Source organism: Arthrobacter sp. StoSoilB22 (assembly GCF_019977315.1).
Taxonomy (GTDB): domain Bacteria; phylum Actinomycetota; class Actinomycetes; order Actinomycetales; family Micrococcaceae; genus Arthrobacter.
On the sequence record NZ_AP024652.1, the window covers coordinates 1,880,086 to 1,894,272 of the forward strand.

The 14,187-nt window shown below is 62.6% G+C and carries 17 protein-coding genes and 1 riboswitch; of the genes, 16 read left to right on the top strand and 1 reads right to left on the bottom strand.

Translation table 11 applies throughout. From position 1 onward, the window contains the following. Window positions 1–41: 41 nt before the first annotated feature. From def to hisF, 13 genes are all read left to right on the top strand, one after another. Window positions 42–614, top strand: a complete 573-nt coding sequence (gene def / locus LDN70_RS08870) for a peptide deformylase (protein WP_142939436.1) — start codon at window positions 42–44, stop codon at window positions 612–614. Next, window positions 611–1,531 carry a methionyl-tRNA formyltransferase gene (gene fmt, locus LDN70_RS08875; RefSeq protein WP_223942327.1) on the top strand — a complete coding sequence of 307 codons (921 nt, stop codon included), beginning with the start codon at window positions 611–613 and terminating at the stop codon, window positions 1,529–1,531. The genes def and fmt overlap by 4 nt, the downstream gene beginning before the upstream one ends. Continuing rightward, entirely contained in the window at window positions 1,528–3,096 is a 1,569-nt protein-coding gene (locus LDN70_RS08880; protein WP_223942328.1) for an RsmB/NOP family class I SAM-dependent RNA methyltransferase, read from the top strand. Before fmt ends, LDN70_RS08880 begins: the two co-directional genes overlap by 4 nt. A 46-nt stretch (window positions 3,097–3,142) precedes the next feature. Then, the gene (rpe, locus tag LDN70_RS08885; RefSeq protein ID WP_142939433.1) at window positions 3,143–3,817 is read left to right on the top strand and encodes a ribulose-phosphate 3-epimerase; all 675 of its coding nucleotides are present in this window, start codon (window positions 3,143–3,145) and stop codon (window positions 3,815–3,817) included. A 78-nt stretch (window positions 3,818–3,895) separates the two neighbouring features. Further along, window positions 3,896–4,051, top strand: a riboswitch (FMN riboswitch). An 89-nt stretch (window positions 4,052–4,140) separates the two neighbouring features. Next, the gene (pnuC, locus tag LDN70_RS08890) at window positions 4,141–4,845 is read left to right on the top strand and encodes a nicotinamide riboside transporter PnuC (RefSeq protein ID WP_166842019.1); all 705 of its coding nucleotides are present in this window, start codon (window positions 4,141–4,143) and stop codon (window positions 4,843–4,845) included. Between the two features lie 41 nt (window positions 4,846–4,886). Next, entirely contained in the window at window positions 4,887–5,981 is a 1,095-nt protein-coding gene (gene ribD, locus LDN70_RS08895) for a bifunctional diaminohydroxyphosphoribosylaminopyrimidine deaminase/5-amino-6-(5-phosphoribosylamino)uracil reductase RibD (RefSeq protein WP_208096814.1), read from the top strand. Further along, a complete protein-coding gene (locus LDN70_RS08900; protein WP_166842021.1) occupies window positions 5,981–6,607 on the top strand; it encodes a riboflavin synthase in 627 nt (208 codons plus the stop codon). The genes ribD and LDN70_RS08900 overlap by 1 nt, the downstream gene beginning before the upstream one ends. Further along, window positions 6,607–7,302, top strand: coding sequence for a 3,4-dihydroxy-2-butanone-4-phosphate synthase (ribB, locus tag LDN70_RS08905; protein ID WP_166842022.1), 696 nt, complete (start codon window positions 6,607–6,609; stop codon window positions 7,300–7,302). Before LDN70_RS08900 ends, ribB begins: the two co-directional genes overlap by 1 nt. After that, window positions 7,299–8,003 carry a GTP cyclohydrolase II gene (gene ribA / locus LDN70_RS08910; RefSeq protein ID WP_223942330.1) on the top strand — a complete coding sequence of 235 codons (705 nt, stop codon included), beginning with the start codon at window positions 7,299–7,301 and terminating at the stop codon, window positions 8,001–8,003. Before ribB ends, ribA begins: the two co-directional genes overlap by 4 nt. Before the next feature lie 17 nt (window positions 8,004–8,020). Continuing rightward, window positions 8,021–8,506, top strand: coding sequence for a 6,7-dimethyl-8-ribityllumazine synthase (gene ribH, locus LDN70_RS08915; protein WP_223942331.1), 486 nt, complete (start codon window positions 8,021–8,023; stop codon window positions 8,504–8,506). A 104-nt stretch (window positions 8,507–8,610) separates the two neighbouring features. Beyond that, complete coding sequence (locus LDN70_RS08920; protein WP_018778638.1) at window positions 8,611–8,874, top strand: phosphoribosyl-ATP diphosphatase; 264 nt, start codon at window positions 8,611–8,613, stop codon at window positions 8,872–8,874. Between the two features lie 84 nt (window positions 8,875–8,958). Next, window positions 8,959–9,819 (top strand): ATP phosphoribosyltransferase, encoded by an 861-nt coding sequence (hisG, locus tag LDN70_RS08925; protein ID WP_142939426.1) that lies wholly within the window; start codon window positions 8,959–8,961, stop codon window positions 9,817–9,819. A 39-nt stretch (window positions 9,820–9,858) separates the two neighbouring features. Then, a complete protein-coding gene (hisF, locus tag LDN70_RS08930; RefSeq protein ID WP_166842024.1) occupies window positions 9,859–10,635 on the top strand; it encodes an imidazole glycerol phosphate synthase subunit HisF in 777 nt (258 codons plus the stop codon). Between the two features lie 58 nt (window positions 10,636–10,693). On the opposite strand, the gene LDN70_RS08935 is transcribed toward hisF, so the two are convergent. Continuing rightward, entirely contained in the window at window positions 10,694–11,338 is a 645-nt protein-coding gene (locus tag LDN70_RS08935; protein WP_223942616.1) for a TIGR03085 family metal-binding protein, read from the bottom strand. A gap of 89 nt (window positions 11,339–11,427) precedes the next feature. Here LDN70_RS08935 and hisI point away from each other — a divergent pair, with 89 nt between their 5' ends. The 3 genes from hisI to LDN70_RS08950 are packed head-to-tail and all read left to right on the top strand — an operon-like array spanning window position 11,428 to window position 14,088. Then, window positions 11,428–11,844 (top strand): phosphoribosyl-AMP cyclohydrolase, encoded by a 417-nt coding sequence (hisI, locus tag LDN70_RS08940; protein WP_166842025.1) that lies wholly within the window; start codon window positions 11,428–11,430, stop codon window positions 11,842–11,844. 58 nt (window positions 11,845–11,902) lie between these two features. After that, on the top strand, window positions 11,903–13,486 hold the full coding sequence (locus LDN70_RS08945) for an anthranilate synthase component I (RefSeq protein WP_166842026.1): 1,584 nt from the start codon (window positions 11,903–11,905) through the stop codon (window positions 13,484–13,486). Further along, window positions 13,483–14,088: a Trp biosynthesis-associated membrane protein gene (locus LDN70_RS08950; RefSeq protein WP_223942332.1), complete on the top strand. Its 606-nt coding sequence runs from the start codon at window positions 13,483–13,485 to the stop codon at window positions 14,086–14,088. Before LDN70_RS08945 ends, LDN70_RS08950 begins: the two co-directional genes overlap by 4 nt. Window positions 14,089–14,187: the final 99 nt, after the last annotated feature.

The following is a 14,187-nucleotide window of genomic DNA, read 5'->3' on the forward strand; positions in this document are numbered from 1 at the left end:
CAACCGGAGCCTGGTTTGACGATCGTGAGGACTGACAGCAGATGGCAATTTTGAGTATCCGAATCATCGGGGATCCGGTGCTGCGCACCGTAGCTGACCCCGTCACCGATTTCGGTCCGGAGCTCGCCAAGCTGGTAGCTGATATGACCGAAACCATGGAAGACGTTGAAGGTGCCGGCCTCGCCGCTCCTCAGGTGGGGGTAAGCCAGCGTGTGTTTACCTACCGCATTGGGGGAGTGGAAGGACACATCATCAATCCGGTCCTGGAAAACAGTGAGGATTTCCAGCCGGACGAAGTAGAGGGTTGCCTCTCCATTCCCGGTTTGGGCTTTCCCGTGCGCCGTTACCGGGCTACCAGGGCTACTGGCGTGGACTTGAACGGGAATCCGGTGTCGGTGGAGGCGGAGGGCATGTTGGCCCGTTGTTTCCAACACGAGACAGATCACCTTGACGGCGTCCTCTATACCGACAGGTTGGAAGGAGACGACCGAAAGGCCGCCCTCCGTGCCATCCGGAACGCCAACTATCACGCCATCACGGAGCAAACAACCTCCCAACGCGCCAACTCCGTGGGCTCCAGTTTCGGCGGCGGTAGTTTCGGAGCTCCCGAGTGAGGGTCCTCTTCGCAGGAACGCCCGCTGTGGCTGTGCCGTCGTTGGATGCCTTGGTTAAGGCTGGCTTCCAGATCGTTGCGGTCCTCACCCGGCCTGATGCGCCCGTGGGCCGCAAGCGCGTTCTGACGCCTTCGCCGGTTGCTGCACGAGCCATGGAACTTGGTATCGAGGTCATTCGAGCGGCAAAGGTCGACGCGGAAACCACACAGAGAATCGCGGAATTCGCTCCCGACGTCGCCGCAATCGTTGCTTACGGCGGCATTGTTCCCAAGGCCGCGCTGGGTGTACCCACCCACGGCTGGGTCAACCTGCACTTCTCGCTCCTCCCTGCATGGCGCGGTGCGGCGCCCGTGCAAAGATCCATCATCGCGGGCGATGACGTCACCGGGGCGGCTACTTTCCAGCTTGAAGAAGGCCTGGATACCGGGCCTGTATTTGGCACACTCACAGAAACAGTTCGTCCTGAAGATACCGCGGGTGATCTGCTCGAGCGCCTGTCCATCAGTGGCGCGGTACTGCTGAGCCAGACCCTTTCCGCCATTGATACCGGGCAGGCTGCTCCTCAGCCGCAGACCGGGGAGATCTCCCTCGCCCCCAAGCTGACGCTCGACGACGGTCGTCTCGACTGGCAGCAGCCGGCCCTTGCCTTGAACCGCCGGGTGCGAGGAGTTACCCCTGAACCCGGAGCATGGACAACCTTGGACGGCCAGAGGGTCAAACTTGAACCCGTGACTCTCCGGCCCGATATCAAGGATCTTCCGCCGGGGAGCATCAAGGTGGACGGCAAGTCGGTTCTGGTAGGTACCGGTTCCCATGCAGTGGAGCTTGGCCGGATCCAACCGGCCGGTAAGAAAATGATGTCGCCTGCCGATTGGGCGCGCGGCCTGGCAACACCCGAGAGAGTGGTATTCGAATGAGCGAGTCCGGCCGGCGAGGCCCCAACAACAGCGGGAGCCGGGACGGCGGCGGGGCGGGCAACCGGGACTCACAGGGTAACCGTGGCGCCCGCAGCGAAAGCAAACGCAACGCGCAGGGCCGGGAACGGAACAGGGGACCGCAAAGGGGTTTTACCAATAACGCTCCTTCGCAACGCACACGTCGCGCTGATCCAGCCCGGCTCGTGGCCTTTGAAGTTCTTCGGGCGGTTGCCTCCGAAGACGCCTATGCAAACTTGGTGCTGCCGGCACGTATCCGCGAGCACCGCCTGGACCGGCGCGATGCTGGCTTCGCCACTGAATTGAGCTACGGGGCTTTGCGCGGGCAGGGTACCTACGATGCCATCCTGGCCCGTTGCGTGGACCGTCCCTTGGAGCAACTGGATCCGGCCATCCTGGATGCGCTGCGAATCGGCGCCCACCAGCTGCTCTCCATGCGTGTTCCGGCGCACGCAGCGCTGGATCAGACCGTCGGCCTGGCACGCGCCGTCATCGGAGCCGGACCATCGGCCCTCATCAACGCCGTACTTCGCAAGGTCACTGCCCACACCATGGGCGAGTGGCTGGAGATCGTGCTGGATGACGAATCCGACGAGACCAAAATTGCTGCCCTGCGCCACGCCCACCCGGAATGGATTGTCCGTGCACTCCGCCAATCCCTGGTGAACCACGGTCGCCCCAAATCCGAGATTGATGCGCTCTTGGAGGCCGATAACGCGGCCCCGGTGGTTAACCTGGTGGCGTTGCCCGGTCTTGGAAACCTGGATGAGGCTTTCGATCATGGAGCTACTGCAGGTGAGCTGGTGGAAGATTCAGCTCTTTCAGCCGGCGGGGACTTGGGCCGTTTTGAATCGGTCCGCCGCGGTACTACGCGCGTCCAGGACGTGGGATCCCAGCTGGTTGCCCGTGCTTTGGCTGGAGTTGAGCTGGGCAATTCTCCTGCACAGAGTGAACGGTGGTTGGACTTGTGCGCGGGGCCCGGTGGCAAGGCTGCGCTCCTTGCTGCCTTGGCGCACCGCGACGGCGCTACCCTCCTGGCCAATGAGCCGGCACCGCACCGGGCCAAACTTGTTCAGCAGGCACTCTCGGCTGTGCCGCATGAGGCGTGGACAGTGCGGACCGGCGACGGCCGCGAAGTGGGTGCGGAGCAGCCCGAAACTTTTGACCGCGTGTTGGTGGACGTACCTTGCAGTGGACTTGGTGCCCTGCGAAGGCGGCCGGAATCCCGGTGGCGCCGCTCTCCCGCGGACATCGGTGACCTGGGTCCGTTGCAGCGTGACCTGTTGAAGTCCGCGCTTGATGCCGTCAGGCCCGGTGGCGTGGTGGCGTATGTGACGTGCTCGCCGCATCCGGCCGAGACCACGGCCGTTGTTACGGACGTGCTTGCCAAGCGTGAGGACCTTGAACTGCTGGACGCCGGGCAGGCGTTGGACGATGTCAGCCTTACCGGAAATCTTGGTGCAGGTCATGACCTCACGGCCCAGCTATGGCCGCACGTTCACCAAACGGATGCCATGTTTATGGCACTCATCCGCAAAAAGCCGTAGCTGCCGTAACCCGGTTTCCCATTCCCACCCACCCGAAGGGGCTGCTTTGTCTCAGTGCTGTATCAACCCGAGCATCCTGTCAGCGGATTTCGTCAACCTTGAGGCGGAACTGCAACGGATCAGCAATGCCGATGCCGTCCACGTGGACGTTATGGACAACCATTTTGTTCCCAACCTGACGCTGGGCCTGCCCGTGGTGCAAAGGATCCAAGCAGTCAGCCCGGTTCCGCTGGACGCACACTTGATGATCTCCGACGCCGACCGCTGGGCGCCTGCCTACGCGGACGCCGGCGTCGCGTCGGTGACGTTCCACGCCGAAGCTGCCATGGCGCCGGTCAAGCTGGCCCGCGAACTGCGCGCCAGGGGGTCCAAGGCCGGCATGGCCTTACGTCCCGCTTCACCCGTGGAGCCTTACCTGGACATGCTCAGCGAACTGGACATGCTGTTGATCATGACCGTGGAGCCCGGATTCGGGGGTCAGGCATTCCTGGACATTACGTTGCCCAAGATCCGGCGTGCGCGGGCAGCGATTGAGGGGTCGGGGATCGGCGTCGCCATCCAGGTGGACGGTGGTATCACTGAGGAGACCATTGCGCGCGCGGCTGAAGCCGGCGCGAACGTCTTTGTTGCAGGCTCGGCCGTGTACGGGCATCCAGATCCCGCGGAGGCGATCGAGAAGCTTCGTGCAGCAGGTCAAGCCGCTGCTTGGACAAACGGCTGACGACCGTCACCACATGTTACGAAAATGGCCCGGGAATAGCCCGGACATCTTTGTAGTTGTGGCAGAATAACAACACACATACGTGCTCCGGGGTCGGTGTAAGTCCGAACCGGCGGTTATAGTCCGCGACCCGCGAGCCACTGGAGTCCAAGAAATTGGACGTTCGGTGGCAGACGGTTGAACTGGTGAAATTCCAGTACCGACAGTTAAAGTCTGGATGGGAGAAGCACGTACAGTCATGCCTTGGGCGTCCCTTTCGCGACGCCCGGCATTGCGCTGTCGTACACCCCCGGAGTCATCGCGGCTTACTGGGAAGGAACGGCATGGACTTTCTGCGATGGCTCTTCGAAGCACAGATCCCCGTTGGAGGATCTGCTCTTGTCTTACGCGAAGTGCTTGGAAACATCTTTGGGCTACTCAGCGCCCTCGGCGGTATGCGCCGAAAAGTCTGGGCTTGGCCAATCGGCATCGTGGGTAACATCCTCTTGCTCACGGTCTTCCTGGGCAACGTATTCGGTGCCGCAGCACCGGCCACGCTGTGGGGACAGGCCGCCCGCCAGATCATGTTCATCGCAGTGGCTGTTTATGGCTGGTACCGGTGGCAGCAAGGCCGGCAGTCGGGTACCCAAGGGCGTGCAATTGTCCCCGGTTGGGCCAGTAACAAGGTCCGCTTCGCGCTGATTGGTGCGATGGTGGCGGGCACGGCTGCACTGACGCCCGTGTTCGACGCCCTTGGCTCCTATCCGCCCGTCTGGGCAGACGCATGGACCTTCATGGGGTCCCTGCTGGCAACCTACGGCATGGCACGTGGATGGACTGAATTTTGGTTGATTTGGGTGGCCGTTGACATTGTGGGAGTGCCGCTGCTGTTCAGCGCAGGCTATTACGCCAGCGCGGTGATGTACCTGTTCTACGGCTTCTTTACCCTCACCGGGTTCTTCGTGTGGTGGCGGGCCGAAAAGCGCGAACGTGCCGGCCGCGACGCCGAGCCCGTAGTCGCTGCTGTGTCCGCGGGGGCCCTCCAGTGAGCTTAGCCAATACGTTTTACACGGCAGCAGAAAATGCGGCCATGGAAGCCGCATTAAAAGCTGCACTTGCCGGACCGCGGGGAGCCAACCCGTTGGTAGGGGCGGTCATCCTCAGTCCGGAGGGAAAGCAACTGGCAACCGGTTATCACCGAGGGGCCGGAACGGCCCATGCCGAAGCCGACGCGATCTCCGAAGCCCGGAAGAACGGCGTCGAGACTGCAGGAACCACCATGGTTGTCACGTTGGAGCCCTGCAACCATGTGGGCAGAACCGGGCCCTGCGCCCAGGCCATCATTGACGCAGGCATCGCAAGGGTGATCTACGCCGTCGACGATCCCCATGACCCCGCCGCGGGGGGTGCGCGCACGCTCACTGCCGCCGGCATTGACGTCAGGTCCGGACTGGAAGGTAGCAGGGCACTGGACCTGAACCGTGACTGGTTCGACGCCGTTGCGGCGAAGCGTCCCTTCGTCACCTTGCATATAGCCCAGACCCTGGACAGCAGAATTGCCGCTGTGGACGGCACCAGCCAATGGATCTCCTGTCCGGAGTCGCTTGCTGACAACCACGGACTGCGGGGTCTGATCGACGCGATCCTGGTAGGAACCGGGACGGTGCTGATCGACAACCCGCGATTGACGGCGCGGACACCGGAGGGCGGGCTCTCGGCCCACCAGCCCCTCCGTGCAGTCATGGGTTTGCGGGAAGTCCCTGAAGATGCTGCAGTCCGGGGAACCGACGGGCGTTTCCTTCACCTGCCCACGCGCGATCCGGCGGAAGCCTTGGGCCTGCTGTTCGAACAGGGGGTCCGCCACCTCATGGTGGAAGGAGGCTCCTCCATTTTGAGCACTTTCCTTGCCGCGGACCTGGTGGACGAACTGATCGTCTACCTCGCTCCCACGTTGCTCGGATCCGGTACCCCGGCACTTCACGACCTCGGTATCACCACACTTGCGGACGCCCAGCACTGGTCCTGGGACGACGCCGGTGGCGGCGCTGTCCGGATTCTGGGCAACGACCTTCGGCTACACCTGCGGTCACCACGGGGCGCCGCCAGCACTATCAAGAATTCGGTTTCGCAGAAAAATGTGGTTCTTCACGGAGAAGCTGCGGAACATCTCACAGGAGGAAACTGATGTTTACGGGAATCGTTGCCGAGCAAGGCACTGTGCTTGGCATTGAGCATGATGGCGATGCCAGCGCAACATTGAGGCTGAAAGCGCCTACCACGGCAGACGGCTTGCCCTTGGGTGGCTCCATTGCCGTCAACGGGGTGTGCCTGACCGCCACGCAGATCGAGGGCCAGGACTTCAGCGTGGACGTCATGGGGGAGACCCTCGTCCGGACAACCATTGGCGAGCTGACGGCGGGAGATGCCGTAAACCTGGAACGCTGCGTTCCGGCCGGCGGACGGCTGGACGGGCACGTTGTCCAAGGCCATGTGGACGGTGTAGGTGAACTGCTGGAACGCGAGCCGCTGGGGAACTGGGACCGGCTGAGGTTTGGAGTGCCGGCCACGCTGGCACGGTACATCGCCGAAAAGGGTTCGATCGCCGTCGACGGTGTTTCATTGACCGTGACCGCGGTCAGCCCCGCCGCAGAAACGGCGCCGTGGTTTGAAGTAGGTCTGATTCCCACTACGCTGGAGGAAACCGGCTTGGGCGCCAAAGCGGTGGGTGGCCGGGTGAACATCGAAGTTGATGTGTTGGCCAAGTACACCGAACGCCTCCTGTCCTTCGCGCCCCGGCAGGGAGGCAACTGATGAGCGCTCCCGCCAAAACAACTCCGGCCGGAACGGGACGTACCGGCCTGGATCCTGTCGAATCCGCCATCGCCGCCATGGCCGCCGGCAGGGCCGTGATCGTGGTGGACAACGAAGACCGGGAAAACGAAGGCGACATCATTTTCGCCGCCGAGCACGCAACGCCGGCGCTCATGGGCTGGACCATCCGTTATTCATCCGGAGTCATCTGTGTTCCCTTGGATTCAGAGCGCGCGGACGCCCTGATCCTGCCGCCTATGGTGGAGATCAACGAGGACGCAAAGGGAACCGCCTACACCGTTTCCTGCGATGCTGCGATCGGAGTCAGCACCGGAATCTCAGCTACTGACCGCGCTTTGACTGCCCGAATTTTGGCGGATCCAAACAGCACTCCGGCATCGATCACACGCCCCGGGCATATTTTCCCGCTGCGTGCGGTTAACGGGGGAGTGCGTGAACGCCCAGGTCACACGGAAGCTGCCGTGGACCTGTGTCGGCTTGCCGGGCTCGCTCCGGTGGGTGTGATCGCAGAGTTGGTACATGACGACGGTGAAATGATGCGGCTGGACAGTCTCCGTGATTTTGCCGCTGAACATGGATGCCCCCTCATCTCCATCGAGGACCTGGTGTCGTATGTTGAGGCGGTAGAGTCCCGGAAAGCACATGTTTCACAGGAGGACGAGGAGAAGCGATGACCGCATCGACCACACGCAGCAGCGACCACACCGGCCCCGGGACGCACCCCGTCAGTGGTGGGCCGATCGTGCAATTGCCTACGGCTTTTGGTGACTTTGTGGCACAGGCGTGGACTGACCATGAGACCGGCCACGAGCACCTCGCCGTGAGTTCCCCCAACCCGCCCAAGGGCGGCCGTGCACCATTGGTAAGGCTGCATTCGGAGTGCCTCACCGGTGATGTGTTTGGTTCCTACCGCTGCGACTGCGGAGAACAGTTGGCCTTTGCCCTGGAGCTCATCCAAGCAGAGGGCGGGACCTTGCTGTACCTGCGCGGCCAAGAGGGCCGGGGCATCGGGTTGGCCAACAAAATCAAGGCATATGCGCTGCAGGAAGCCGGCTTTGACACAGTGGAAGCCAACGAACAGCTCGGCCTGCCTGTAGATGCGCGCTCCTACACTGCCGCGGGCCAGATCCTAGCGGAAATGGGACTGCACGAGGTCAGGTTGCTGAGCAACAACCCCGATAAGCAGAACCGCCTCGCCCAAGCCGGTGTCACGGTGGTGGAGATGGTGCCCACCGAGGTTCCCTCCCGCGAACAGAACCTCCGCTACCTGCAGACCAAGAAAGACCGGATGGACCACCGACTGGCGCTGGACGTCCAGCCCGTCAGCAACGGCAAGACGCCGGCATCCCTGCCCTTTGACAACAACCAAGACTGAACGGATCCCCAGCAACTATGAGCGGCCACGGCGCACCAACTATCGACCTCACCACCCTCAACCCCGAGGAAACCTCACAGCTGAAGTTGGCCATTGTGGCCGCGAGCTGGCACACACAGATCATGGACGGGCTGGTTGACGGTGCCCTCCGCGCAGCCAAGGAAGCCGGCATCGCCGAACCCACGCTCCTGCGGGTTCCGGGCAGCTTTGAACTTCCGGTTGCCGCGGCCAGGCTCGCGCCCCACTTCGACGCTGTGGTAGCCCTCGGCGTAGTGATCCGCGGCGGGACCCCACACTTCGACTACGTCTGCCAGGCCGCGACGTCGGGCCTCACCGACGTCAGCGTCCGCACCGGAGTGCCTGTTGGCTTCGGCGTCCTCACTTGCGACACCGAGCAGCAGGGCATCGACCGTGCCGGCCTTCCGGGTTCCAAGGAGGACAAGGGACACGAAGCAGTGACCGCTGCCTTGGCCACGGCTGTGACACTCAAGCAGTACAGCTAAACGCCTGGATCGAAGGGGATGTGAGTGTGTCTTCACTCACATCCCCTTCGTCATGCAACGCCCCAACAAGCGGTGGTTGCCCCTGAGCAAGTAGTCTGGAGGGCGTGAAGAATTTCGAGACGCTGTTCGCAGAACTGAGTGAGAAAGCAGCGACCCGCCCGGCAGGTTCGCGCACGGTTGCCGAACTGGACTCCGGAATCCATGGCATCGGTAAAAAGGTGGTCGAAGAGGCCGCCGAAGTCTGGATGGCCGCGGAGTACGAATCGGACGAAGCCGCCGCTGAGGAAATCTCCCAGTTGCTGTACCACCTGCAGGTCCTCATGCTCGCCAAGGGCCTCAGCCTGGAAGACGTTTACAAGCATCTCTAGCCACGCCACTCCGCTTGCCTGTTGCGGAGCCCCCTGCGTGGCCAAGGTGCCTGAAAACCTCCATTCCAAAAAGAAAGTCTCCCAATGCTCCGTGTAGCAGTCCCCAACAAGGGATCCCTGTCCGAAGCCGCCTCGGCAATGTTGTCCGAGGCTGGTTACCGCCAGCGCCGCGACACCCGCGAACTGGTCATGGTTGATCCCGACAATGACATTGAGTTCTTCTTCCTCCGTCCCCGCGACATCGCCGTTTACGTCGGCCAGGGAACCCTGGACGTCGGCATCACCGGCCGCGACCTGTTGCTGGACGCAAAAGTGGAAGCCGAAGAACTGCTTCCTTTGGGCTTCGCGCCGTCCACGTTCCGGTTCGCTGGACCGGTAGGTGACTTCACCGGCGTCGAGCAGCTCGAAGGCAAGCGCCTGGCAACCAGTTACGACGGACTTTTGCGCGATTACCTTTCCGAGCGCGGCGTGAACGCCACCGTGGTCCGGCTGGACGGAGCCGTTGAGTCTTCCGTGCGTCTGGGCGTCGCGGACGCAATCGCCGACGTCGTTGAAACAGGTAACACGCTCAAAGCTGCCGGCATGGAGATCTTTGGCGATCCCATCCTGAAGTCCGAGGCCGTGCTGATCCGCCGGTCCGGTTCGGGCGGAGCCGCCAACGGGACAGCCAAGGAAATCGAGATTCTCATCCGTCGACTCCAGGGAGTCCTCGTAGCCCGCCAGTACGTCCTGATGGATTACGACATCCGCAAAGACCTGGTGGAGGACGCGGCTGCACTGACTCCCGGCCTGGAATCGCCCACGGTCTCACCGCTGCGGGATTCGGAGTGGGTTGCTGTGCGGTCCATGGTTCCCAAGAAGGAAACCAACCGCATCATGGACGAGCTCTACGACCTCGGAGCACGCGCCATCCTGGTCAGCAGCATCCACGCTTGCCGCATCTGATCCACGGACAGCAAGCCCAGTAGAACTTAGGAGCAGCACATGGCTGTAGCCGTACGCGTCATCCCATGCCTGGATGTCGATGCAGGCCGGGTGGTCAAGGGCGTCAATTTTGAAGGACTCCGAGATGCCGGAGATCCAGTGGAACTCGCGCACCGGTACGATAACGGCGGGGCCGACGAATTGACGTTCCTGGACGTCACTGCGTCGTCCGGCAACCGCGAAACCACGTTCGACGTGGTCCGCCGCACGGCTGAGGAAGTCTTCATTCCCTTGACCGTGGGTGGTGGTGTTCGTGGCGTGGCAGAGGTGGACAAGCTCCTGCGCTTCGGTGCGGACAAGGCGTCCATCAACACCGCGGCTGTCGCCCGCCCCGATGTGATCGATGAAATCACCCGTCACTTCGGCTCGCAGGTCCTGGTGCTCTCGGTGGACGCGCGCCGTACCCGTGACGGTGACGTCCCGACGTCGTCCGGTTTTGAAGTGACCACCCACGGTGGCCGCACCGGTACCGGAATCGATGCGATCGCCTGGGCCAAGGAAGCCGCCGACAGGGGCGTGGGAGAGATCCTGCTCAACTCGATCGACGCCGATGGCACGAAGGACGGCTTCGACCTTGAACTGATCCGCTTGGTCCGTGCTGCGGTGAACATCCCCATCATTGCTTCGGGCGGGGCCGGCGTGCCTGCCCATTTCCCGCCCGCCGTGGAGGCTGGCGCGGACGCCGTGCTGGCGGCCTCGGTGTTCCACTTTGGCCCGGATGACATGATCGCCCAGGTGAAGACCGCGATTCGTGAGGCAGGCTTCGAGGTTCGCTGATCAGTAGAGCTTAAAAGGCAATGGAGGGTCACCGTGCAGGTGACCCTCCATTGCGCATTTAGAGGCCGATGTCGGCTGACTGCAAGAGCGCGACGGCGTCCGGCTGGCCTTCGAAGGTGACGAGCGCCTGGCTGGTACGTCCATGAGCGTGCATAAGCAGTTCGCCGGGCTCGCCGACGATTGCTACTGAAACGGGGGCTCGCTTGGCTACGTGTCGGGGACCGGTGGGTCGCACAAGCACAATACCGAGGTCTACACCGCGGTAAAGGAAGGCAGCGCGCTTGATGAGGTCGTCCCAGAGGGCATCCGAATAGGCTTCGTCGAGTGCCCGGGGTGCCCAACGGTCGCCGGCGCGGCGAATGTCCTCGGTGTGAACAAAGTACTCAATGAGATTGGACGTCTCATCCAAGGCTTTGATCTTCAAGGGGGAGAGGGCCGGAGGGCCGGCGCGGAACGTCTTGATGAGGTCCGCATAGGCTTCAGGGCTCTGGAGCTTGGCAGCGAGTTTGGAGGTGGCCTTCTCCGAGGCCTTGCCCAAACTGGGAATCAGCAGGCCCAAACCCACTGCAATCTTCCGTTCGCGCAGATACAAATGCGCAGCAAGATCCCGCGTCTGCCACCCTTCGCAGAGCGTGGGGGAGTCAGGTCCGGCCGCCAGAAGGGTTTCGGCCAGTACTTCTCGGGAAGGATCGACGAAATGCATCACTTGTGAAACTAGCACGATCGGAGCACTCTTGCGCAGTGGAACCGCCGCAGAATCCGGCTCCCGCCAAAGGCACTAGACTTGATCTGATGTCAGAGCAGTCCGCCCCCAGCCCAACTCCTGCCGCGGAGCCCTCAAGCGAGCCCGCGAGCCCTTTGCCGCAGGAGATCGCCAGCGCCCTGAAACGGGATTCTTCCGGCCTCGTCGCAGCTATCGTGCAGCAGCACGACACCCATGAGGTCCTCATGCTCGGCTGGATGGATGATGAGGCTCTCCACCGCACCATGACCTCCGGCAGGGTCACGTTCTACTCCCGCTCCCGTCAGGAGTACTGGCGTAAGGGCGACACCTCCGGACACGTACAGTTCGTGAAGTCTGTCGCCCTTGACTGCGACGGCGATGCCCTCCTGATCCGCGTGGACCAGATCGGCGCAGCCTGCCACACCGGAACCCGGACCTGCTTCGATGGTCGCGACTTCACAGTTGTTACGGGCCACCGCGACTAAGGCACCCACCACTTTCCACTGACGCACCACCTCAGACAATAAGGCGGAAAACATAGCCATGCAGGACCTTGGAATCATCAGCCCGGGCCTGGAAGAGTTCCGCGAACTCGCCGTCCACAGCCGTGTCATCCCTGTCCGACTCAAGGTCTTGGCGGATGCCGAGACTCCCATTGGCCTGTACCGAAAGCTGGCCAAGGGGCAACCGGGAACCTTCCTCTTGGAATCCGCTGCGGTTGGCGGCGCGTGGTCGCGCTACTCCTTCATCGGTTCCAAGTCCCGTGCCACGCTGACCACCAAAGACGGCCAGGCGCACTGGATTGGTGAGCCACCCGTGGGAGTTCCTGTCTCGGGTAACCCCGTTGACGCTGTGCGGGACACCGTCGCGGCACTCCAAACTGACCGCTTTGATGGGTTGCCGCCGTTCACGTCCGGTTTGGTGGGCTTCCTCGGGTGGGAAGCTGTGCGCCATTGGGAGCGGCTGACGTCCCCGCCCGAAGATGATCTGCAGCTGCCCGAGATGGCACTGAACCTGGTCACCGACATGGCGGTGCACGACAATATGGACGGCACCGTCCTCCTGATTGCCAACGCCATTAATTTCGATGACAGCTCCGAGCGGGTGGATGATGCCTGGCACGACGCCGTAGCCCGGGTGAAGGCGCTGCTGGAGCAGATCAGCACACCGGTTGCCCAGCCCGTGTCCGTGCTTGAAACGGCTGCCCTGGACTTCGCCTCGAGCGTCCAGGAACGCTGGGACGAGGCCAAATACCTGGAAGCAATCGACCGCGGCAAGGAAGCCATTGTTGACGGTGAGGTTTTCCAGGTAGTGATCTCGCGGCGATTCGAAATGGAATGCGCCGCGGACCCCCTGGATGTTTATCGCGTCCTGCGCAACACCAACCCCAGCCCGTATATGTACCTCTTCAGCCTGGAGGACGCGGACGGCCGCGAGTACTCGATTGTGGGCTCCTCACCGGAGGCCTTGGTCACGGTGACCGGACAGGAAGTCATTACCCACCCCATCGCCGGCTCGCGCCCCCGTGGCAAGACGGTGGAGGCCGACAAGGCATTGGCTACTGAGCTTCTGGCAGACCAGAAAGAGCGCGCAGAGCACCTGATGCTGGTGGATCTCTCACGCAACGACCTCTCCAAGGTCTGTGTGGCCGGAACCGTGGACGTTACGCAGTTCATGGAAGTGGAGCGGTTCAGCCACATCATGCACCTGGTGTCCACCGTGGTAGGCGAGCTCGCCCCGCACGCAAAGGCCTACGACGTCCTCAAAGCGACTTTTCCGGCGGGCACTCTTTCTGGTGCTCCCAAGCCGCGTGCGCTCAGGCTGCTGGACGAACTCGAACCGCACCGGCGTGGCATCTACGGCGGCGTGGTGGGCTACTTGGACTTCGCCGGAGACATGGACATGGCCATTGCCATCCGGTCCGCACTGCTCCGTGAGGGGCGCGCCTACGTCCAGGCCGGCGGTGGGATCGTGGCCGATTCGCACAAGCCTTCGGAAGCCCTTGAAACGGTGAACAAAGCTGCCGCACCTCTCCGTGCGGTGCACACGGCCGGTTCGTTGCAGAACATTTCCGCAAGGTCTGTGCGGAGCGCAGATGAATCCGACACCGGGACGTCGGCTTCATGAGCGCGGCATCTTCAGCACCTTCTGTGAGGCAGTCTCCGCGGTGGGCGCGAAAATCCACTCTGGTTCTGGCCACCACCATCCTTGCGCTGGCCGTTTTTGGAGCCACCACTCAGACCTGGATCGAGGTCCGGCTGGACCCCACTGGTGCCTCCAACAGTGACCTCCATGTCCAAGGAAGCAAAGCGGCTACCGCGGTCACAGCACTGGCTGTCGTCGCTCTGGCGGGCGGCTTGGCTGCATCCATCGCCGGAAAGATAGCGCGCTGGATCATTGCAGTCCTCATTGTTTTGTCAGCTGCGGGGATCATCCTCGCGGCAGTGACCGTCATGCTGGATCCGTTGGGAGCCGCGCAAGGTTCCATAGCTGCAGCCACGGGAGTATCGGGCGGGCAGGCCGATGCAGCAGTTACTGTGTTCCCCGTGCTTGCCATCATTGCCGGTTCCCTTCTGGCGGTCTGCGCTGTTCTCTTGCCGCTTGCGGCTCGTCACTGGACCTCACGGACCAAATATGACGCCGGGACGAGAAGTAAGAAGAGCAGCAACGAACCCGTTGACGAGATCGACAGCTGGGACAGCCTCTCGCGCGGAGAAGACCCCACGTAGGCAGTCGCCTCGGACTTTCGGGTTCCCCGGCGCAACAAAGCCGACCACACCTGCGATGACGTCCGGCGATGTCCCGGCCGTCGTCAATAAATGGCAGAA